The sequence below is a fragment of the uncultured Bacteroides sp. genome (assembly GCF_910585845.1).
In the GTDB taxonomy this organism is placed as follows: Bacteria; Bacteroidota; Bacteroidia; order Bacteroidales; family Bacteroidaceae; genus Bacteroides.
The window spans coordinates 1-22,611 of sequence record NZ_CAJUHF010000051.1; the positions used below are offsets into that span (position 1 = coordinate 1).

General features: G+C 50.6%; 14 protein-coding genes and 1 pseudogene. 9 read left to right on the top strand and 6 right to left on the bottom strand.

From position 1 onward, the window contains the following. Positions 1–101, top strand: a pseudogene (locus QZ323_RS12060) (helix-turn-helix transcriptional regulator); the annotation flags it as partial. A gap of 15 nt (positions 102–116) precedes the next feature. Continuing rightward, a complete protein-coding gene (locus tag QZ323_RS12065) occupies positions 117–1,817 on the top strand; it encodes an O-antigen ligase family protein (protein WP_294634946.1) in 1,701 nt (566 codons plus the stop codon). Between the two features lie 14 nt (positions 1,818–1,831). Here the strand turns inward: QZ323_RS12065 and QZ323_RS12070 are convergent, their stop codons facing one another. The 4 genes from QZ323_RS12070 to QZ323_RS12085 all read right to left on the bottom strand — a co-directional run bounded on the left by QZ323_RS12070 (position 1,832) and on the right by QZ323_RS12085 (position 6,440). Next, positions 1,832–2,854, bottom strand: a complete 1,023-nt coding sequence (locus QZ323_RS12070; protein WP_294634947.1) for an AI-2E family transporter — start codon at positions 2,852–2,854, stop codon at positions 1,832–1,834. Between the two features lie 77 nt (positions 2,855–2,931). Further along, positions 2,932–3,546 carry an L-threonylcarbamoyladenylate synthase gene (locus QZ323_RS12075; protein ID WP_294634948.1) on the bottom strand — a complete coding sequence of 205 codons (615 nt, stop codon included), beginning with the start codon at positions 3,544–3,546 and terminating at the stop codon, positions 2,932–2,934. Between the two features lie 68 nt (positions 3,547–3,614). Next, the gene (locus tag QZ323_RS12080; protein WP_294634949.1) at positions 3,615–5,618 is read right to left on the bottom strand and encodes a tetratricopeptide repeat protein; all 2,004 of its coding nucleotides are present in this window, start codon (positions 5,616–5,618) and stop codon (positions 3,615–3,617) included. 36 nt (positions 5,619–5,654) lie between these two features. Continuing rightward, positions 5,655–6,440: a Cof-type HAD-IIB family hydrolase gene (locus QZ323_RS12085; RefSeq protein WP_294634950.1), complete on the bottom strand. Its 786-nt coding sequence runs from the start codon at positions 6,438–6,440 to the stop codon at positions 5,655–5,657. Between the two features lie 209 nt (positions 6,441–6,649). Between QZ323_RS12085 and QZ323_RS12090 the strand changes: the two genes are divergently transcribed. The 3 genes from QZ323_RS12090 (at position 6,650) to QZ323_RS12100 (ending at position 9,540) form a co-directional block, all read left to right on the top strand. Continuing rightward, positions 6,650–7,528 (top strand): prenyltransferase, encoded by an 879-nt coding sequence (locus QZ323_RS12090; RefSeq protein ID WP_294634951.1) that lies wholly within the window; start codon positions 6,650–6,652, stop codon positions 7,526–7,528. 207 nt (positions 7,529–7,735) lie between these two features. Continuing rightward, positions 7,736–8,353 (top strand): type II CAAX endopeptidase family protein, encoded by a 618-nt coding sequence (locus tag QZ323_RS12095; RefSeq protein WP_290099560.1) that lies wholly within the window; start codon positions 7,736–7,738, stop codon positions 8,351–8,353. A 17-nt stretch (positions 8,354–8,370) separates the two neighbouring features. Next, the gene (locus QZ323_RS12100; RefSeq protein WP_290099559.1) at positions 8,371–9,540 is read left to right on the top strand and encodes a PatB family C-S lyase; all 1,170 of its coding nucleotides are present in this window, start codon (positions 8,371–8,373) and stop codon (positions 9,538–9,540) included. Between the two features lie 87 nt (positions 9,541–9,627). Here QZ323_RS12100 and QZ323_RS12105 read toward each other — a convergent pair whose 3' ends face one another. Beyond that, positions 9,628–10,665: a type I asparaginase gene (locus tag QZ323_RS12105; RefSeq protein ID WP_294634952.1), complete on the bottom strand. Its 1,038-nt coding sequence runs from the start codon at positions 10,663–10,665 to the stop codon at positions 9,628–9,630. Between the two features lie 453 nt (positions 10,666–11,118). On the opposite strand from QZ323_RS12105, the gene thrA reads away from it, so the two are divergent. The 3 genes from thrA to thrC all read left to right on the top strand — a co-directional run bounded on the left by thrA (position 11,119) and on the right by thrC (position 16,235). Further along, positions 11,119–13,551 carry a bifunctional aspartate kinase/homoserine dehydrogenase I gene (thrA, locus tag QZ323_RS12110; protein ID WP_294634953.1) on the top strand — a complete coding sequence of 811 codons (2,433 nt, stop codon included), beginning with the start codon at positions 11,119–11,121 and terminating at the stop codon, positions 13,549–13,551. Between the two features lie 151 nt (positions 13,552–13,702). After that, a complete protein-coding gene (locus QZ323_RS12115) occupies positions 13,703–14,923 on the top strand; it encodes a cofactor-independent phosphoglycerate mutase (RefSeq protein WP_294634954.1) in 1,221 nt (406 codons plus the stop codon). A gap of 7 nt (positions 14,924–14,930) precedes the next feature. Continuing rightward, positions 14,931–16,235 (top strand): threonine synthase, encoded by a 1,305-nt coding sequence (gene thrC, locus QZ323_RS12120; RefSeq protein WP_294634955.1) that lies wholly within the window; start codon positions 14,931–14,933, stop codon positions 16,233–16,235. A gap of 324 nt (positions 16,236–16,559) precedes the next feature. Here the strand turns inward: thrC and QZ323_RS12125 are convergent, their stop codons facing one another. After that, positions 16,560–20,612 (bottom strand): two-component regulator propeller domain-containing protein, encoded by a 4,053-nt coding sequence (locus tag QZ323_RS12125; RefSeq protein ID WP_294634956.1) that lies wholly within the window; start codon positions 20,610–20,612, stop codon positions 16,560–16,562. 537 nt (positions 20,613–21,149) lie between these two features. Here QZ323_RS12125 and QZ323_RS12130 point away from each other — a divergent pair. Then, positions 21,150–22,361 carry a glycoside hydrolase family 88 protein gene (locus QZ323_RS12130; RefSeq protein WP_294634957.1) on the top strand — a complete coding sequence of 404 codons (1,212 nt, stop codon included), beginning with the start codon at positions 21,150–21,152 and terminating at the stop codon, positions 22,359–22,361. Positions 22,362–22,611 lie beyond the last annotated feature (250 nt).

Consider the following 22,611-nt stretch of genomic DNA (forward strand, 5'->3'; position numbering starts at 1 on the left):
ATATCCTTCCTGTGTCTGTGATAAAAGCCAAGCAGCGCATCAAGAACAAGATCGGTCTGTCAAGCACGGACAGCCTGGACAAGTATATACAACAACATTGACACTGGGAGGACATTATGGAAAAGAAATGGGTATATACGGGAAAGAGGTGGATATATGATATCGGAGAAATTGCAGTCATTGTCCTGCAATTCGTTGCTGTCTTCTCCTTGCTGTGTATGATATGTGCGGTCACTCCCGAACTTCCGGCGGGAGAGACCGTCGGGCAGTGGATGTGGTTCGGGAAAGGTGTATGGATTTCGGCAGGATGCGTGATCGCTTCCTGCCTGGTACAGTATCTCAAGAAAGATTCCTGGGCGGAGATTCTGTGCTTCCAGTATTTCTCGAAGTCTGTGGCATGGAGCATCGTGCTGTTGGGAGGCGTTGAGGCGGTGTGGGGCTTGCGGCAGTTATACGGTTTCTCGGTTTCCGGGCATTCGTTGTATGCCCTTACGGGTTCTTTCTTTAACCCCGGCCCATACGGAGGATATCTGGCGATGGCGTTGCCTGTCTGCCTGCATTGTTACTTACACGCATCCAAGTGTAAAAAGAAGCATATCTTCCGGCAAGCGGGGATAGGGATCGCAGGTATCTCAGGGCTTCTTGTCCTGTGTGTGCTTCCCGCCACGATGAGCCGTTCGGCGTGGATTGCCGCTACGGTGGGTTGCGCCTGGGTGGCATATATGCATCGTGAGAAGCGGAAGTGGAAATATTTGTGGCGGAAATATTGGAGACGTTATCTCGCCTGGGGAACGGCGGGGGTGCTTGTGTTAGCATTGGCGGGCGCGGGCGTTTTCTTTCTGAAACCCGATTCGGCATTAGGGCGCCTGTTCCTGTGGAAGATTGCCTGCCGTGCCATCGCCGAACATCCTTGGGGATGCCCTTGGGGATTCGCATACGCCTACGGGGAGGCACAGGAAAAGTATTTCAGTAGCGGAAACTATGCCGCATGGGAAGAACGTGTGGCGGGAAGTCCCGAATATGCCTTCAATGAATATCTGGACTGCGCGTTGAACATAAGCCTGCCGCTCACCATCATACTGCTGTGCATGATTGTCATGTACTTGCGGATAGGGGTGATGTACAGGCAGTACGGGGTATGCGGGGCACTTCTGTCCTTGCTCCTTTTCTCCTTTTCTTCCTACCCAATGCATATACCGGGCTTTATGATGGCGGGAGTCTTCCTGTTGATTGCCTGCCGTGAGGGAATCCTTATCGGTAAATTCCTTATCGTGGGTGCCTGGCTGGCCGTATCGGTAGCAGGCTTGGGAGACAAATGGAAACAGGAAGAAGACGCCTGCCGGAAGTGGGCACATGCCCGGATGCTTTATCAGCTGGGAAGCCATGCCGCAGCGCAGAAAGCTTATGAGGAAATCCGTCCGGCATTGGACGACCGGGGAGCATTCCTGTTCGAATACGGCCACAGCCTGCATAAGTCGGGTAATTATGAGGAATCCGACTGGATATTACGTGCCGCCACTTACCGTAGCAACGCCCCCATGATACGGAACGTGATGGGAAAGAATTGCCAAGCGATGGGGTTCTACTGGCAGGCTGAGGCGTACTATCTGTCTGCCGTTCACCTGCTGCCGGGTAGGATTTACCCCTATTACCTGCTGGCCAAGCTCTATGCGGAACCGGAGTATCGGAACCGGGAGCGGTTCGAGGAGATGAAACGGATTGTGCTGACGAAGGAGCCAAAGGTCTACTCCACCGCCATCAAGGAGATGAGAGACGAGGTGGAGAAGATAGAAAATGAGTGGGAAATCAGGCAATAATGTCAGCGTGCCGCCTATGAACTATATTGTTTCCCTTCCTCCAGATATCCCTTCTTGAACATATCTATGAACAAAAAGAACAGGGAAAGGAGCAACGGTCCGAAGATGATGCCCATGAAGCCGAAAAGGGAGAGTCCGATTACCACTCCGAAAACGGTAATGAGTGGATGGATGTCTGCCATCTTCTTCTGTATGATGAAACGTATCAGGTTGTCGAGTTGCGAAATGACCGCACCACCGTAGATGAGTAGTCCGATAGCTTGGAACCAGTTGCCGATCAATGCCATGTAAACGGCTATCGGAAACCAGACCAATGCCGTACCCACCATCGGGATGATACTGGCAAAGCAGGTCAGGAAGCCGGCAAACAGGATGTTAGGGGCACCGAAAATCCAATAACCTATCATAGCTATTCCTCCTTGTATGACGGCAAGCAGCGGGATGCCGATTGCATTGGAGCGGATGATCATGTTGATTTCGTTGATGACGTTCTGCGTATTGGTGGCGTTGAACGGTAACAGTTCGTTGACGTATTGTTCCATCTTCTTGCCGCCAATCAGCATGAAATAGAGCACAAAGACCAGTACGAAGATGTTGACGGTGAAACTGCTGATGCCTCCCATGATGGCTTGCCCGATGCAGGGAAGGAGGGAGATGACGTATGCGACCGTGTCTTTTCCCAAGATATAGTATCCGGTTTTGGCTTGGATGATGTTTGCCGTTTCCTCAAAGGGGGCTATGATGGCTTGCGGGTCTAGATTGATGTTTTGCAGATTGACGACGGTCAACCATACGACCAGTCCAAGAGGAACCAGAAAGAAGAGAATCGCCTCTGCCGTGATGAGGGCGGCAGCTATGCTACGTCTTATTTTTCGTCTGTCGGAGAGATACACCATCTGTTTCCTTACCAGGATGTAGATGGTCAAAGCTCCCAACAAACCGCCGATGAATGGGGCTATTTGTTCAAAAAGAATGATTCCCAGCCCGACTATGATGACTATCAGCGAATATTTCCAATATTTCTCCTTTGTACTCATAAGGTCTCTATATTTCTTCTATAAAGAAACAGATAAGAGATGCAAATGGTTTGGAAATAGATGCCGGAAGCCGAATTTTATTCTTCGTCTAACCAGCCTGCTCCTTGGCGTATGATTTCAGCTTCTCCGCGGGTACAGTCGACTATGGTAGAAACCTCCGTGCCACCGATGCCGCCATCGATCACCAAATCGACAAGATCGCCGAATTTTTCATTGATCAGCTCAGGATCGGTGCAATACTCTATCTCCTCATGTTCGTCGTAGGGGAGGGTGGTGGTCATGATGGGGGCGTCCAGTATGCGGGCTATTTCCCGGATAATGGCGTTGTCGGGCATGCGGATGCCGACCTCCTTACGGTTGCGGAATATCTTAGGCAGGCGGGTGGTACCGTTCAATATGAAGGTGAAGGCGCCAGGCAGGTTTCTCTTCATCAGTTTGAAAGTGCGGTTATCTACTTTGGCATACTCGCTAATGCTGCTCAGGTCGTAGCAGATGATGGAAAGGTTATTCTTTCGGAGATCGATATCCTTGATACGGCAGATGCGTTCGATGGCACGCTCTTTCAGTCCGTGGCAGCCGATGGCATACATGGTGTCGGTGGGGTAGATGATGAGTCCGCCGTCGTTCAGAATGTCTGCCACTTGTTGCAGATGTTGGGGATTGTTGTTCTTTTCGTAAAGTTTCAGCAGCATAATGGATGGGGATTGATATATGAACGTACAAAAGTAAGAAATAAGTTTCTTATTTTCAAAGTAATTGTTCATTTCTTCCTTTTGCGTAGTTCCTCGGCAATCCGCCATTGTAGGGCGGCTTCCATCTCTTTGCCGGCTTGCATCAGGGCATCGCCGAAAAGCTCGTGTGCTCCGGCATGTTCCGGTTTCAGGGTGGTGGCCTTGTCCAGGTCGGCAATGGCTGCTTCTGTCTTTTGTAGTTTCAGGCGTATTTTTCCACGGTTGTAGACGGCTTTGAATTCCGTTGGACGCAGCTTCACGGCACGGGTAAGGCACTCTTCCGCTTCCAGGCACTTGCCATCGTTGAAGAGGGTGACTCCTTTACGTACCCATGCATCGGTGTATTCTGGATAGAGTTCCAGTGCTTTGTCATAATTGGCAAGGGCGGAGCGGACATCATGGGCAAGGGTGATGGATTCATTACCCATCAGGTAATATTCCCGTGCGTAGGTTTGCAGGCGTTTTTGCTGTTCTGTCATTTGCGCTTTTAGCTGTTCATTGCTGTCGCGCAGCTTGTTGATAACACCTAATTTCCGACGGATGAGCCGTTTGACAGCGGGCTTTTCGATGTCATACCGGGAGTGTATGGCTCGGAAAAAATGGTTGAGGAACTCTTCAAAGTCTCCTTGGTCGAAAGCTTTGGAGGCGGCGGCATAATCTACGTCGGCTTGCGCCTGTTTCAGTGCCCGGTCGATGGCTTGCCGGTTGTTGAAGCGTTCGGAGAAATGGACTATCTCCGGGCGTACAAAGATGTCGGCGCGGTTGACCGGTCTTTTTAGTTGGATGCCTTCCAGCGAGGTGCATCGGCTGAGGGCTACGTAAGCCTGTCCACCGGCAAATACGCCGCCGGTGAAGTCGATAACGACCCGGCTGAAGGTCAGTCCCTGGCTTTTGTGGATGGTGATGGCCCATGCCAGCCGTACGGGGAATTGCGAGAAGGTGCCGAGTACTTCCTCTTCTATCTCCTTTTTCTTTTCGTTGTATTTGTAGCGGATGTTCTTCCACGATTCCGGCTTGACGTCGCACTCTTTCCCGTCATCGGTGATGATGTAGAGGGTTTCGTCTTCTTCGTCGAAGCCGCTGACTACGCCTATGGTGCCGTTCACCCAGTGATGGTCGAAGTCATTCTTAATGAAGATGACCTGTGCTCCCGGTTTCAATACCAGCTCCCGTGAGGTGGGCAGGCTGCTTTCCGGAAAGTCGCCTGTGACTTCGCCGTGAAAGGTTACGGGAACTCCGGGCAATTCGGCAAGTTTCCGATCGTTGATGTAATCTACGTTGTCGCGGCGGGTGGCGAGGGTGATGTACATATCTTCTTCATGCTCTTCGATGTCGGTGCCGTAGCGGGTGTTGAGCAGTTGCAGGTCGGCACTGCCTGCCGTATTGCTGCGGATATGGTCCAGAACGCCGACAAAGACTTTGTCTGTCTGGCGGTAGACCTTCTGGAGCTCGATGGAGACGAGGTCTATCTGGCTGAATACTTTTGCCGAAAAGAAGTAGGCGGTGGGATAGAATCGGTTCAGTATTTCCCGTTCGTCGCTTTTCACTACAGGTTCGAGCTGGAAGACGTCACCTACCAATAGAAGTTGTTTTCCGCCGAAAGGTTCGCGCAAGTTGCGGGAGTAGACACGTAAGATGCGGTCTACGGCATCAATGAGATCGGCACGCACCATTGAGATCTCGTCTATGATAATAAGCTCCAATTCTTCCAGCAATTTCCGTTGCGGCTTGGTGTATTTGAAGAACTCATGGATACGTCCTCGTTGCAGGCTCAAGTTCGGATCGTCGGGCAGTAAGGGATAGAAAGGCAGTTTGAAGAAACTGTGCAAGGTACTGCCTCCGGCATTGATGGCGGCAATGCCGGTGGGAGCCAGTACAACATGTTTTTTCTTGGTATTCTGACAGATATACTTCAGAAAAGTAGATTTACCCGTACCCGCCTTTCCGGTTAGGAAGACGGACTGTCGGGTATATTGTATGAGGTTCAGGGCATCCTGAAACTCTTTGTTGTTGGTATCTATCGCTTGAGCCAAGAGGATGGAAGATTTATCATTAAAAAATGGTAAAGACTATATGATGGAGAAATGCCGGAGGGCGTTGGCTATTCCGTCTTCGTCCACTGAGGTGGTGATATAGTCGGCATGTATCTTCACGTCGTCTGCGGCATTGCCCATAGCTACGCCGATGGCAGCATGGCGCAACATGCTTATGTCATTGCCTCCGTCGCCGAATGCCATTGTCTCCTCCAGGCGGATGCCGAAGTGGTTGATGATCTCATCTATGCCTTTTTGCTTGGTATTTCCTTTGGCGGTGATGTCGGTGAAAGCGGGAAACCATCGTCCGGCTTCGCATCCAGATAGTTGGGGCAGGATTTCCTGTTCCTGTTCTTGGGTGATGAACGGTGTCATTTGGAATATCTCCTGTCCAATGGCTTCTTGGGGAGTCTTCTCGGGAATGATGTCCACTTTCAGAAACTCGTTGAATATCTTCTTCACCCTGTCGTCCGGCTGGCAGACACAAATGTCATGCTCACTGACGAAGATGCAGGGGAAGTGTTCTCGCGCAGAGATTTGTGCCAACCTCTGTACATCGGTGGCGGGTATGGCACTTTTGTAAATCACTGTCTTGCCAGTGAAGCAATATCCGCCGTTCATGGTGATGTAACCGTCTATCAATCCGCGGTCCTGTAGGGCTGAGACGTTATTGATGATGACTGCGGGGCGTCCCGTGGCAATAAATATCCGTATACCTTTTGCCTTGGCGGCAGCGATGGCCTCGATAGTTGTTTCAGGAATGTTATGGGTGGCAAAGCTTACTAATGTGCCGTCTATATCAAAAAACAGGGCTTTAATCATACTCTTTCGATTTTACTTGTGTGCAAAAATACGGAAAAACGAGGATAATTCGTATTTTTGCGCGCAAATAAATGATAATTGGGTATGCGACCACTCAGCTTGAGTGGATAGGGCAATAACCAGGTTATTGTTTGTGGGATTTTAATTTTTTAATAGATTATTTGCGAAGGTGACCGAATGGGTTACAGATTCGCATAAATGAACAAACAATGGATAAACATTCTTTGAAAGATTGGTTGATTGCCGTGCGCCCTTGGTCGTTTCCGGCATCTGCAATGCCGGTGATTGTGACATTGGCATATTTATATTGGGCATATGGTGTGACAAATTTGCAAAATGGCGTGCTGGCGCTGGTGGGTATCATTATCTTCCATGCATCAGGCAATGCATGGAGTGATTATTTTGATTTCAAGCGTGGGGTGGATCGGACAGATACTTTTGGCGTGAAGACACTGACCAGCGGGCAGTTTGTTCCGGTAGAAATTCGCAATCTGGCGTTGGGATTATTGCTTCCGGCTGTGGCTATTGGACTTTGGCTGGTGTTGCGAACGGGACTGCCTTTACTCTGGATAGGAGTTGGGGGAGCAGTTTGTTCGTTAGGATATCCTTGGTTGAAATACCGTGCTTTCGGAGACGCTGTCATCTTTGTGGCGTATGCCATATTGCCGGCTTTGGGAGTGTCTTACGTTGTCATGGGAGAGTTCGTGTCCGATCTTTTGTTGATTATGGTGCCGGTGGGACTGATAACAGTAGCCATACTCCATGCCAATAATACCCGTGACATAGAGACCGACATGCGTGCAGAGATCAGTACCCTTGCGATGAAGTTGGGTAAGAAGACAGATGTCTATCTTTATATATTCGAGATCGTTTTCCCGTTGCTGTGGGTAGTTGTTTGTGTGGTGCTGGGGTATTTCTCTTATTGGTCGTTGCTGGTCATGCTGGGAGTTTTGCCAGCTGTGGCCAATGCCCGCGCCATGTGGCGTTTGCCGAAAGAGGGGATCTGCGCGATATCCAATCTGGATGAGAAAACGGCGAAGTTGCAACTTCTGTTCAGCCTATTGTTCGCGGTGACGTTCCTTATATAATACAATTCAAAATATAAAATTCAAGATATAATAGAGTTTATACAGAATAAGAAACAGGGTGATTGAGAATCAGTGTCCTAAAAACTTATTCGATATATTGTCTAATATAATCAAGGGATATGATAAAAACATGAGTAGGATAGTTCCTTCTAACTCTTGGTAACTTTTTGAACAGAAGAATAGGAAATGAATAATCATTAATATGATATGAGACAAATAGTTATTCCTTTGTTGGTAGCTGCTTTCTTGTGGTTCTTTATGTTCTCTCCTTGGACCAGCGAAGTATTCAATTTTTGGACGGCAATGAGCTTTTCGGCCATTGTATTGATGAACATGGCTTTTGCCCTTCGTCCGCAGTGGTGGGCAGAAGATGTGAAGTTCGACTGGAGGAATCTGGCAGGCGGTGTGGCATTGGCAGCAGCGCTTTGGGGAATCTTTTGGGTAGGCGACAAGGTTTCTGCCTGGCTCTTCTCTTTTGCCCGTCCGCAGGTGGAGCTTATCTACGGAATGAAGGCGGGGGAAAGCCCTTGGCTACTCTCCATTCTGCTACTTATCTTGATAGGACCTGCGGAAGAGATTTTTTGGCGAGGGTATGTGCAAAATGCACTGTCCAAACGTTGGAATCCGAATGCAGGCTTTATTGTGACGACACTGGTTTATGCGCTGGTGCATATCTGGTCGTTTAACTTCATGCTGGTGATGGCCGCTTTGGTGGTTGGCGGTATTTGGGGACTTGCCTATAGGTTATATCCGCATAAACTGGGGGCACTGATTGTGTCGCATGCAGTATGGGATGCAGCTGTTTTTGTGGTTTTTCCAATATAATAAATTAAGACAGAACAATGAAATACGATTTTGATGAAATCATAGAACGCCGCGGCACTGATTCGGTGAAGTGGGACGGTGTCAAGAATGTATGGGGACGTGATGACTTGCTCGCCATGTGGGTGGCAGACATGGATTTCCGTACGCCTCCTTTTGTGATGAATGCATTGCGTAAGCGTCTGGAGCATGAAGTACTGGGATATACTTTTGCTTGCGAAGAGTGGTACACCTCTATTTGTGCGTGGTTACACAACCGCCATCAGTGGGAGATAACCCGTGAGATGCTGACTTTCGTGCCTGGCATTGTCCGTGGTCAGGCTTTTGCCTTGCAGTGTTTCACTGAACCCGGCGACAGGGTGATGGTGATGACGCCTGTCTATCATCCTTTCTTCCTGGTGACAGAACGTCTGGGACGTGAAGCGGTTTATTCTCCTTTGGATTTGCGCGATGGGCAGTACCATATCGATTTCGACCGTTTCCGCAAAGACATACAAGGCTGTAAAGTACTCATCCTCTGCAATCCCCACAATCCGGGAGGACGTGTCTGGACGATAGAAGAGCTGAGAGAGATTGCGGCGATTTGCCGGGATAGCGGCACTTTCGTCATCTCCGACGAAATACATGCCGACCTGACTTTGCCTCCTTATAAGCATCATCCTTTTGCTACAGTGTCCGAAGAGGCAGCGGCCAATTCACTCGTCTTCATGGCTCCCAGCAAGGCTTTCAATATGCCGGGATTGGGCAGTTCGTATGCAATCACTGTCAATCCTGCTATTCGCGAACGCTTTCAGACGTTCATGGAAGCCGGAGAGTTCTGTGAGGGGCATCTGCTTGCTTATATTGGTGCTGCTGCCGCTTATCAGGAAGGTGCGGAATGGCTGGAACAGATGCTTGCATACATCAAAGGGAATATAGATTTCACAGAGAACTACCTGAAAGAATATATCCCGACCATCAGCATGATACGTCCACAAGCTTCCTTCTTGGTTTTTCTGGATTGCAGGAAATTGGGATTGAGTCAGGAGGCGTTGGCACGTCTCTTTGCCGAGAAGGCACATTTGGCTCTGAATGACGGGACCATGTTCGGTAAGCCCGGTGAAGGGTTTATGCGTCTGAATGTCGGTTGTCCTCGTTTGGTCCTAGAGCAGGCTTTGCGGCAACTCCGCGATGCGGTGTATGATAAATAGGCGTATGATAAATAAGCGTAGGCTAAAGTAAGTTGAGGATGTGTCAAAAACTCATTATGACACATCCTCCTATAAGAGAGCGTCCGTTCAGACTGTGATTTCTCCTGCCATCGGCATACTCATCCGTTTTCGTACCTCACTGGGGCTGTATCCATGTCCAAGCAGGAACATGAGTTTGGTGACGGCAGATTCCGTCGTACTGTCGTAACCGCATACCACGCCGGCCTGCATCAATTGGTAGCCGGTTTCATAACGTTCCATTTCTACAATTCCGGCACTACATTGGGTGACATTGACAATCACGATTCCCTGTTCGCTTGCCTTTTGCAGGCGGTGTATGAACCATTCTTTGCGGGGAGCATTGCCTGATCCGTAGGTTTCGAGCACTATTGCCTTCAATCCCTCAATACCCAATATGCTCGATAAGACATTCTCCTGAATACCCGGAAAGAGCTTTAGTACGGCAACGTTCGTATCCAACAGATAATGTGGTTTCAGTTTCCGTCCGGTTCGGTCGAAGCGGATTTGCACATTATTATATTTAATATGTATACCAACTTCTGCCAGTACGGGATAGTTGAATGAACGGAATGCATTGAAGTTCTCGGCATTGATCTTGACGGTACGGTTACCACGCATCAGATGGTTCTCAAAGAAGATGCATACTTCGGGAACCTGCGGATAGCCTTCATCATCGTGTGCTGCGGCTATCTCAAGGCTGGTCAGCAGGTTTTCTTTGCCGTCCGTGCGGAGTACTCCGATGGGTAATTGCGAGCCGGTGAGAATGACAGGCTTGCTCAAACCTTCCAGCATGAAGCTGAGAGCGGATGCGGTATAAGCCATTGTGTCGGTGCCATGCAGAATGACGAAACCCGTATAATGGTCATAGTGCTCGCTGATGATGTGTACCAGTCTGCACCAGGCGTCCGGGTCCATATCCGAAGAATCCATTGGCGGGTCGAACTGGTAAGTGTCGATATGGAATGTGAGATTTTTCAGTTCCGGTACATGTTTCTTCAGTTGCTCAAGATTGAAGTTCTCTAAAGCACCTGTTTCAGGATTCTCTATCATTCCGATGGTTCCACCGGTGTAGATTAGCAAAATGGAAGTCTTATCTGGGTTCATACGCATTTTCTTGTGGTAATTTAGTGCAAATATACTAATATATCTTGAAATGTATAGCAAAGTGTAAGAAAACTATGCTTTTATAATATAGCTTTTGCCTTGCTGTAGTGTGAAAATGTCACTTCACTTCCCTGCATATTCAGGCCTCTTGTCATAGTCTTCTGCGTTTTTATAACAAAAAAACAGCAAAAAGTGATAGATTGAATGTTTTTATTATTACTTTTGCGACACTTATCAATAAAACAAGAAACAGAAAGTATGAACAAGTACTATCCGCATACAGTCACATCCATGTGCATGACCATGACCCTTAGGGGTTGATGGATAGTATTTGTGTTTCTACGTGTTACACTATTTTCAGTTGTTTTTCTTATTTAAATTCAGGTCAAAACAGGCATTTGTACCCTGTTTCCGACAACATTGTATCAACCTTATCAATAATTATAGAAGGAAATGAAAGTACTTAAATTCGGTGGAACGTCCGTAGGTTCCGCGAACAGCATTTTAAGCGTCAAGAGAATTGTAGAAGCAGTGGAAGAATCGGTTATCGTGGTGGTGTCCGCATTGGGTGGTATCACAGACAAACTGATTAACACATCAAGGATGGCTGCTGCCGGTGATGCTGCCTATGAGAATGAGTTTCGGGAGATTGTCTACCGTCATGTAGAGATGGTCAAGGAAGTGATTCCGGCAGGTGCGTCGCAGGAGGAGCTGCAACGCCAGATAGGCGAGTTGCTTAATGAACTGAAAGACATTTTCCAAGGCATCTATCTGATCAAAGACCTTTCTCAGAAGACTTCCGATACGATTGTAAGCTATGGTGAGCGTCTCTCTTCCATCATTGTAGCCGAACTGACAGGAGCGAAGTGGTTCGATTCACGCAAGTTCATCAAGACAGAGAAGAAGCACGCCAAACATGTGCTGGATACAGACCTGACGAACGAACTGATTCGCGAGACTTTCCGAGAATTGCCGAAACGTTCGTTAGTGCCGGGGTTCATTTCCACGGACAAGCAGACGGAAGACGTGACCAATCTGGGACGCGGCGGCTCCGACTATACGGCTGCGGTGATTGCAGCAGCACTGGATGCCGACCAACTGGAGATCTGGACGGATGTGGATGGCTTTATGACGGCTGATCCGCGTGTGATTTCCACTGCCTATACCATCAATGAATTGAGTTATGTGGAAGCGACGGAGCTTTGTAACTTCGGTGCCAAGGTGGTTTATCCTCCGACGATTTATCCGGTATGCCACAAGAACATTCCCATACTGATCAAGAACACATTCAATCCCGAGGGAACGGGAACGATTATCAAACGGGAAGTTTCCGACCCGCAGACGAAGGCGATCAAAGGTATTTCCTCTATCAACGATACGAGCCTGATTACCGTGCAGGGACTTGGTATGGTGGGCGTGATCGGTGTGAACTACCGCATTTTCAAGGCATTGGCAAAGAACGGTATCAGCGTATTCCTCGTGTCTCAGGCATCTTCCGAAAACTCTACTTCTATCGGTGTGCGCAATGCAGATGCCGACCTAGCTTGCGAGGTGCTGAATGAAGAGTTCGCCAAGGAGATAGAGATGGGAGAGATCTCTCCGATACAGGCGGAGAAGGACCTGGCTACGGTGGCTATCGTAGGCGAGAACATGAAACATACGCCGGGCATTGCCGGAAAGCTGTTCGGCACGTTGGGACGCAACGGTATCAACGTGATTGCCTGTGCACAGGGAGCTTCGGAGACGAACATTTCGTTTGTCGTAGATGCCAAGTCGCTGCGCAAGTCGCTGAATGTGATTCACGATTCATTCTTCCTGTCGGAGTATCAGGTGCTGAACCTGTTTATATGCGGCATCGGTACGGTGGGAGGCAGCCTGATAGAACAAATCCGCTGCCAGCAGCAGAAGCTGATGATGGAGAACGGGTTGAAGTTGCACATCGTGGGCATTGTCGATGCCGTACATGCCATGTTCTGCCGTGACGGTTTTGAACTGACCGACTTCCGCAAAGAGTTGGCGGAGAAAGGCAAGCCGAGCACGCTGGAAACCTTGCGCGACGAGATTATCAATATGAATATCTTCAATTCCGTATTCGTGGACTGTACGGCAAGTGCGGCTGTGGCCTCTCTTTACAAAGACCTGTTGATGCACAATGTTTCCGTGGTGGCAGCCAACAAGATTGCCGCCTCTTCGGAGTACGAGAACTACCATGAGCTGAAGCAGATTGCCCGCCAGCGTGGGGTGAAGTATCTGTTCGAGACGAACGTGGGCGCCGGACTTCCCATCATCAATACCATCAACGACCTTATCCACAGCGGCGACAAGATCCTGAAGATAGAGGCTGTGCTGAGCGGTACGCTGAACTATATCTTCAATAAGATCAGTGCCGATGTTCCTTTCAGCAAGACGATACGCATGGCACAGGAAGAGCGCTATTCGGAACCGGACCCGCGTATCGACCTCAGCGGGAAGGATGTGATCCGCAAGATGGTGATTCTGGCGCGCGAAGCCGGATACAGGATAGAGCAGTCGGACGTGGAGAAAAACCTGTTTGTGCCCGACGACTTCTTCGAAGGCACGCTGGACGACTTCTGGAAGAAGGTGCCAAGCCTGGATGCCGACTTTGAGGCACGCCGCAAGGTGCTGGAAGCCGAGAACAAGCACTGGCGCTTCGTGGCCAAGCTGGAAGACGGCAAGGCATCCGTCGGCTTGCAGGAGGTGGGCATGAACCATCCTTTCTACGGATTGGAGGGCAGCAACAACATCATCCTGCTGACCACGGAACGTTATCGGGAGTATCCGATGATGATACAGGGATACGGTGCCGGAGCCGGTGTGACGGCGGCAGGCGTATTTGCAGATATCATGAGTATAGCCAACGTTTAAGTCTTAAATCACAAAATCATAGAATCATAGAATTCTGAATCTCATAGAATCATAAAATCATAGAGTTCTGAGTCTCATGAACTCATAGAATTCTGAGTCTCATGAACTCATAGAATTCTGAATCTCATAAACTCATAAAATCCTGAATCCAATGAAACATATCATCATCTTGGGTGACGGGATGGCGGACTGGGCGGTAGAGTCACTGGGTGGCAAGACCTTGCTACAGTACGCCAAGACCCCGTATATGGATAAGCTGGCGAGCATGGGGCGCACGGGGCGGCTGGCGACGGTCGCCGACGGCTTTCATCCCGGCAGCGAGGTGGCGAACATGTCCGTCTTGGGCTACGATCTGCCGAAAGTGTACGAAGGACGGGGACCGCTGGAAGCTGCCAGCATCGGTGTGGACCTGCAACCCGACGAGATGGCCATGCGCTGCAACATCATCTGCATCGAAGGAGACCACATCAAGAACCACTCTGCCGGACACATCACGACGGAAGAGGCGGACGTGCTGGTGAAATACCTGCAGGAACACCTGGGCAATGAACGTGTCCGGTTCCATACCGGTGTGCAGTATCGCCATCTGCTTGTCGTCAAGGGAGGGGACAAGCGCATCGACTGCACGCCGCCGCACGACGTGCCGCTGAAACCTTTCCGTCCGTTGCTGGTGAAGGCGGCTGCCGAGGGAGAGCGTCCCGCGGAGACTGCCGACCTGCTCAACGACCTTATCTTGCGCTCGCAGGAGCTGCTGAAGAACCATCCGCTGAACCTGAAGCGCATGGCCGAAGGGAAAGACCCTGCCAACAGCATCTGGCCCTGGAGCCCGGGCTACCGACCGAGGATGGAGCGGCTGTCGGACAAGTTCCCGCAGGTGAAGCGTGGGGCGGTGATCTCGGCCGTGGACCTGATTAACGGCATCGGTTACTATGCAGGGCTGCGTCGGCTGGAGGTGGAAGGTGCCACGGGGCTGTATGATACCAATTACGAGAACAAAGTGGCCGCCGCACTGGAAGCCCTGAAGACGGACGACTTCGTCTATCTGCATATCGAGGCGAGCGATGAGGCAGGGCACGAGGGGAACGTGGCGCTCAAGCTCCGCACGATTGAGAATCTGGACAGCCGCGCCGTAGGCCCCATCTATGAGGCGGTGAAGGAGTGGGACGAACCGGTGGCCATCGCCGTGCTGCCCGACCACCCTACGCCTTGCGAGCTACGCACGCACACCAACGAGCCGGTGCCCTTCCTCGTCTGGCATCCGGGCATCGAGCCGGACAGCGTGCAGGCATTCGACGAAGTGTCGGCTTGCGAGGGAGGCTACGGTCTGATGAAGGAAGATGAATTTATCAACGAATTTATGAATCTTATATAAACTTGACATGAAGTATTATTCTACCAACAAACAGGCGCCCGACGTCACTCTGGAAGAGGCCGTGGTGCGCGGTCTTGCAGCCGACAAGGGATTGTTCATGCCCTACACCATCAAGCCCCTGCCGCAGGAGTTCTACGACCGGATCGACACGCTCTCGTTTCAGGAGATAGCCTACCGCGTGGCGGATGCCTTCTTCGGCGAGGACGTTCCGGCCGATGTATTGAAGCAGATCGTATATGACACGCTGAACTTTGATGTCCCGCTGGTCAGGGTGACGGAGGAGATTTACTCTCTCGAACTGTTCCACGGGCCGACGCTTGCCTTCAAAGACGTGGGCGGGCGCTTCATGGCACGTCTGCTGGGCTACTTCATCCGGAAGGAGGGGAAGAAGCAGGTCGATGTGCTTGTAGCCACTTCGGGCGATACGGGCAGTGCCGTTGCCAACGGTTTTCTGGGCGTGGAGGGCATCCACGTGTACGTGCTCTATCCGAAGGGGAAGGTCAGCGAGATACAGGAGAAGCAGTTCACTACCCTCGGGCGGAACATCACGGCGCTCGAGGTGGACGGCACGTTCGACGACTGTCAGGCGCTGGTGAAGTCCGCCTTCATGGACCGTGAGCTGAACGAGCACCTGCTGCTCACGAGCGCGAACTCCATCAACGTGGCGCGCTTCTTGCCGCAGGCTTTCTACTATTTCTACGCCTACGCGCAGTTGAAGAAAATGACGGCCACGGGCTTTTATCCGGTGATCTGCGTGCCCAGCGGCAACTTCGGGAACATAACCGCCGGACTGTTCGGCAAGCAGATGGGACTGCCCGTGAAGCGATTCATTGCGGCAAACAACCGCAACGATATCTTCTATCAGTACCTGCAAACGGGTGTCTACACGCCGCGTCCCTCTGTTGCCACGATAGCCAATGCGATGGACGTGGGCGATCCGAGCAATTTTGCCCGCGTGCTCGACCTCTACGGGGGCAGTCATGAGCGCATTGCCGCCGAAGTCAGCGGGGCGACCTACACCGACGGGCAGATTGCCGAGACCATGCGCGAGACGTGGCGGGAGTGCCATTACCTGCTCGACCCGCATGGCGCTTGCGGATTCCGTGCCCTGAAAGAGGGACTGGAACCGGGCGAGACCGGTATTTTCCTGGAGACGGCGCATCCGGCAAAGTTCCTGGACACGGTGGAGGGCATCATCGGGGAGAAAGTGGAGATCCCGGCGAAGCTGCAAGCCTTTATGCGCGGCGAGAAGAAGAGTCTGCCGATGAGCAGGAAGTTTTCGGACTTCAAGAAGTATCTTATGGCATTGTAGGGGGCGGGAACCGCAAAGTGGAGTGGTCCTCTTGTACACGCCTGTCCAACAATGCAAGCATAACGGAGGGAAAAATGGCCCGATTAACGTTCGGTAACGTTGTCGGGCCATTGTGTTAAAACTATAGCCCCATTTTAACACCAGTCGTAAGGACTGGCAAGGTACTGGCGGCGTACTGGCGGAAAACGGCCAAAAAACGGCCAAAAAGCGGCCAAAAAGCGGCAAAAAAACGGCAAAAAAACAGCCCATCCATTAAGTTTATTTAACCGGTTTCCGTGAACCGCTTTTCGACCGACCGCGTCAGTATCTGCGTCTCGCCCCGCGTCAATCAGCGTCATCCGTGGCAGGCGCTTCCGCCTCCTCGTTCTCCCGATCGTTCTCTTTCCCCTTCCGATAAGTCTGCGGGGTGACGTGATACCGCTCCTTGAAGCACTTGCTGAAGTACTTCGGCACGTTGAAGCCCACCATGTCGGATATCTCGGCAATATTCAGCTCCATGTTGTTCCTCAGCAGGAAGGCGGCACGTTTCAGGCGGATGGTCATGATGAAGTCGGCTGGCGTCTGTCCGGTTATAGCCTTCAACTTGGAGAATAGCTTGGTGCGTGAGATGTTCATCTGCACGGCCAGCATGTCTACATTGAACTCCCCGTTGTCCATCTCCTTCCCGACGATCTCCATCACCTGGTCCATGAACTTCTTGTCCATCACGTTGTCCGTCAGCATTTGCGCGCTCTCCTGCGGCAGTTTGCTGAACTTCTCTTGCAGGATGATCCGGTTGTTGACCAGATTGTTGCAGCGGGCAAGGAGAACATGGATGTTGAAGGGTTTGGTGATATAGTCGTCCGCCCCCAGCCGTAACCCCTCCAGATTGTGCTCGACCGTGGTCTTGGCCGTCAGCAGCACGACGGGGATGTGGCACGTCTCGAAGTTGGTCTTGATGGCCTGGCACAGCTCGGTGCCGGACATTTCGGGCATGATGATGTCGCTGAGCACGATGTTCGGATTCTCCGTCCGCACTTTCTCCAGTCCCTCCTTGCCGTTGGTGGCGGTGACGACGGTGTAGAACTCCTCGAACACCTGGGCCAGCATCTCCTGCAGGGCGTTGTTGTCCTCTACAATCAGTATCTTGTATTTCCCCTCTTTCAGGCGGACATCATTCTGCGGCGCTTCCCTCTCCGACCAAAGCGGCGGTTGAAGCCGCACGGACGACGACGGGTCGGAAGAGAACGTTTCCGGAGTTTCCGATATCTGTTCGGGGGCGAAATGCTCGTTTCCGGTTTGCAGGCGGATGCAGAAGGTGGCACCTTCGCCCGGTTCGCTTGCCACTTCGATACTGCCGTGATGCAGCTCGACGATGCCTTTGGAGAGCGACAGACCGATGCCCGTGCCTATCGGGAGCCGGGTGTCCTGCTGCTCCGTCTGATAGAAGCGGGTGAAGATGTTGTCGATGTCTTTGGCGGAGATTCCGGAACCGTTGTCGGTCACCTCGATCAGGACTTCCCGGTTCCGCTTCCGGATGGAGATGGAGATGGTTCCTCCCGCCTTGGTATGCTTGAAGGCATTTGAGATCAGATTGTTGATGACCTTCTGCATCTGTCGGGCATCGTACCACACGTTGATGTAGTCGCTGCTCTTCTCGAAGTTGAACGTGATGCGCCGCTGCGCCGCATACTCCTGGAAGAAGAGATAGTGCTCGTAGACAAAGTCCACGATGTTGTGCTCGCTCACCTTGATGGTCATGTAGCCCTGCTCCTGCTTGCGGAAATCCAGCAGTTCGGTGATCAGTTCCCGCAGTTGCAGGCTGCTCTTGTATGCCTTCAGTATCTTGTTGTAGATGTTGGGGGCGAAAGAGCGCATCTGCAGCAGCATTTCCATCTGCCCGATGATGAGGGTCAGCGGAGTGCGGAACTCGTGGGAGATGTTGGTGAAGAAACGCAGTTTGGCCTGGTTCAGCTTTTCGATGTCTTCGGCATGCTTTTGCTCGTACTTCAGCGATTCTTGCAACTGGATGCGGCGGTAGTAGGTGCGCACCAGGTAGCAGGCGATGCCGGCGATGCACGTTAGATAGAGCACGTAGGCCCACACCGTGTGGTAGAAGGGCGGCAGAACTTCGATCTGCAGCCGGCTGGGCGGAACCAGCCGTTCGTCCGCATCTTTGGCCTTGACCACCAGCGTATATTTGCCCGGATTCAGGTTGGTGTAGGTGATGACGTTCTGTTCCAGATTGCTCCAGGTGTTGGAGAAGCCCTCCAGGCGGTAGACGATTTTATCTTTGTTGAAGGGGATGTAGTCGGTGGTGATATACTCTATGCTGAAAATGTTCTGATTGGCTCTGAGGGTGATCGGGGGAGCGTAGGTGATGTCCTTGGCCAGTATGCCGTCTTCGTCTCCGATGTTGATCTCTTCTCCGTTGACGACGAGCCTGAAGGGGTAGATGCGGTAGGAGCGCGGTGTCTCCTCCAAGTCCTTCTCGAAGAAGGAGATGATACCGGTGGTGCCCCCGATGAATATCTCTCCCCGGCTGTTCTTGAAGAGGGCATTCTCGTTGATGCAGCTGAGCGGCAGTTTGTCGTAGTTTCTGAAGCGCTTCTGCGGCAGGTCCAGTATGGAGAATCCCTTGTCGGTGGTCACAAGCAGCCGGTCGGGCGACAGTTCGCAGATGTTGTAGATGATGTTGCTTGCCAGTCCGTTCCGGTTCATGTCGAAGTTCTCGAAGTCGTCCGTTTCCCTGCGATACAGGTCCAGCCCGTTCTCGTTGGTGCAGAACCAAAGTCTGTTCCGGCTGTCTTCGTAGATGGAGTTGATGCTGTTGCTGCTGAGGCTCTGCTTGTTGGCACTCTTGTTCTTGTAGACGGACAACTTGCCGGTGTCGAGATGGTAGGCGCAGGCTCCTTTGTTGTTGTTTACAATCCACAAGACGCCGCTGTGGTCGAGGGTCAGTCCTAAAGTAGATGAGGTATTGTAGGACATGTCTTTGTCGTGAAACAGTGATTCGCAGGTGCCTGTCTTCGGATCGAAAAGCCCGATTCCGTTGTCGGTAGCCAATATCAGCCGTCCTTGATAGGGCAGAATGTCTTCTATCTGGTTGGACGGGATGGCGCCCTTCTTCCCTGCCTCATACTTGTAGTTGACGGAGTGTCCGGTCTTCAGGTCCAGTTTGTAGAGCCCTTCCAAGTGTACGCCGGTCCACACCACCTTTTGTATGGAGTCGTAGTAGATTGCCCTCACGTTTCCTTTCGCCAGTTTGTCGGGCATGTTTTTGTTGGCAAACCATTGGTAGGTCATCGTCTTCGGGTCATATTTGTTGAGTCCTCCCTTTTCGGTGCATATCCACAGGTTGCCTTCGTTGTCCTCCGTCATGCGTTTGACGATGGGCGAGCTGAGCCCTTCTTTTTCTTTCGGCGAAGCCTGATATTCGCGGTATATCTGCTTCTGCGGGTTGAAGTAGTTGATGCCTCCTGAGTAGGTTCCCACCCATACGGTGCCTTGCAAGTCGCAATACAGCCCCCATATGGAGGAGTTGCTTAGGCTCCGGCTGTTCTCTTCTTTCAGGTATCGGGTGAATTTTCCGGTCTGCCGGTCATACTTGTTGAGTCCCTCGAAGGTACCTATCCAGATGTTGCCCTGCTTGTCCTCGCAGCATCTGTGAGTATAGTTGGAACTGATGGTGGAGGGATCGTCCGTCTTGCACCGGAAGTTGGTGCTCCGCTCCCCCTGCATGCAGTACACTCCGTGGCCGGAATTGGTCGTAATCCAGTAGCATCCGTAAGAGTCTCTGATGATGTCCGAAATGCTTCCTTCCTCGATGGGGTGGGTGAGTTCCTGCTGGGGGCTGAGGATATACAATCCCTTGGAGGTGCCTATGAGTACGGAGTCGTTATGCACATAGAGCCTTTGGATGGAGCATCCCTTGTGAGGCAGTTGATGATACAAGTCGAACTTCTCGCCATCATATCTGAATATCTGGTTCGATGTGGCGGCATACAGATGTTCCGAAAAGAATTCGGCTCTTATGTTCTTCTTTATAATAGGGGTAAACAGCCCTTTCTCCATGTCGTAGGCGGAGATGCCTCGGTTGGTCATGATGTAGACATGCCCTTTCTTGTCTCCCGTGATGTGATAGATGTCGTTGTAGAGTATGCTGTTGGGATTGTTTTTCTCTTTCTGGTAGATCTTGAAGTCTTTTCCGTTGTAGAGGCTGACCCCGTTGCGTGTACCAAACCACATGAATCCCCGCTCGTCCTGATAGATGGAAATGACTGAATTATGTGACAGCCCGTTGTCGGTAGTCAGATGGTGGAAAGATATGTTCTGTGCCCTGCACCCCCATATGTATAGACATAGAAAGCAGCAGATAAGGCTGATTCGGCTTTTCATATTTTGGATATAATAATAAGCATGTTTATTAAAGTTTCGAATTTGACTTTCTGTGCTTAAAGCATGTGCCGGACAGTTTCACTTCGTTCCTTCGGCATATCCCTATGGTATACATGCTACCGTCCGCTTTCATAAGTTCAGGAAACAGAATCCGAGACTTGACCGTTCATCAATGCTTCGCGAGCGCTCAGTCCTGCGGTTTGAACTTTCGTGGCTGATGAACCCGGAGCTTGCAAAAGCAGAATTAATTTGCGAAAGCAGAATTAATTTGCAAATATAGCTTTTTTTTGCTGTAAATGTAAAATCCAGCAGGTATGTAGAACGTTGGATTTCGTTCATTTTATGTGCTAAAATTGTTCATCTCTCGCTCTGCATGCCGTTTTGTATGATTCTGATTCTTTTCGTGTATGTATGTGATAGCCCTCTTTGTATCTGCTTCATTATATTTGTAGCACTAACGAAATTTGAAATAAAGGAAATTTGAAATAACAATTTATCTGACTACCTATGACAAGACATATCCTATCTTGCGCGTATATGTGGCTTTCTCTTTTCTCCTTGGTTGCTTGCGGAGAGGTGAAGGGAGGCGATGACTTTATAAAAACAAATGTCGAACATGCTGCTGCACAATACCGTTTGCAGACAGATGCCCTGGGAGAGAGTGAGCGGATGCTGATTCCACGTACGGTGGATGCCGAAGGGAAAATGGTGTACGCCCGCCGGAAGTGGGACTGGACCATCGGTTTCTTCCCCGGAAGCCTTTGGTATCTGTACAATCTCACTGATGATCCATACTGGAAAGATAAGGCAGAAAGTTATACGGAATACCTGATCAAGGAACAGTATAACACCACTCACCACGATATCGGCTTTGTGGTCGGTTGCAGTTTCCTGAACGGGCTGCGCATGGGAGGCAAAGAAGAATACAAGCCGGTTATCGTGCAGGCGGCCAAGTCGTTGTCTACGCGTTTTCGCCCCGAAGCCGGTATCATCCAGTCGTGGAATGCCGACAAAGGACGCCCTTTGCAGATGAGGTGGAAATGCCCTGTCATCATTGACAATATGATGAACCTGGAACTCCTGTTCGAGGCAACCCGTTTGTCCGGCGATTCCACCTATTATAATATAGCCCTTTCTCATATCGACAAAACCCTGAACAATCATTTTCGCGAAGATGGAAGTACCTATCACGTAGTGGACTACGACCCTCAGACCGGAAAAGTGCTTAACCGCTGCACGGCACAAGGCTATTCGGACGAGTCGGCTTGGGCTCGCGGACAGGCATGGGCCATTTATGGATACACAATGGCGTACCGATATACACGTATGCCGGAATATCTGAAACAGGCAGACAAGGTGTACGAGTTTATATTCACCCATCTGAATCTTCCTACCGATTTGGTTCCTTATTGGGACTTTGACGCTTTAAACATCCCTAATGAACCGCGGGATGCATCGGCTGCTGCCGTCATCGCTTCCGCTCTTTACGAATTGAGTTATTATTCAGACAATCGTGAGTATAAGAATACGGCAGACAAGATAATGGAGTCCTTGTCCTCTCCCGCCTATCGTGCCGGGATTGGCGAGAACCACTACTTCCTGCTGAAGCATTCGGTGGGCAGCTGTCCCGACCACGTGGAAGTGGATGTTCCTCTGAATTATGCCGACTACTATTATCTGGAGGCACTGAAGCGTAAAAGAGATATGGAAGCAAACGGAAGCCTGCAACATATTCTTGCCTCCTATTAAGTGAAAACCCGTTGGCAGAATTAGATTGAGATTTCATCATTTCTTATGCCTCATAACAAGTAATGTAATGCCTCATAACAAATAATGTAATGGCGCATAACAAGTAATGTAATGAGGGATAACAAGTAATGTAATGAAGCCTTTCATAACTTCTTTATGTGGTATGATGCATTCCTCCGAACTAAAATAACAATAAAAGATAAATAGGTTCTTCGTCACTTTTGGGGCAGTAAAATATACTAAACACCTT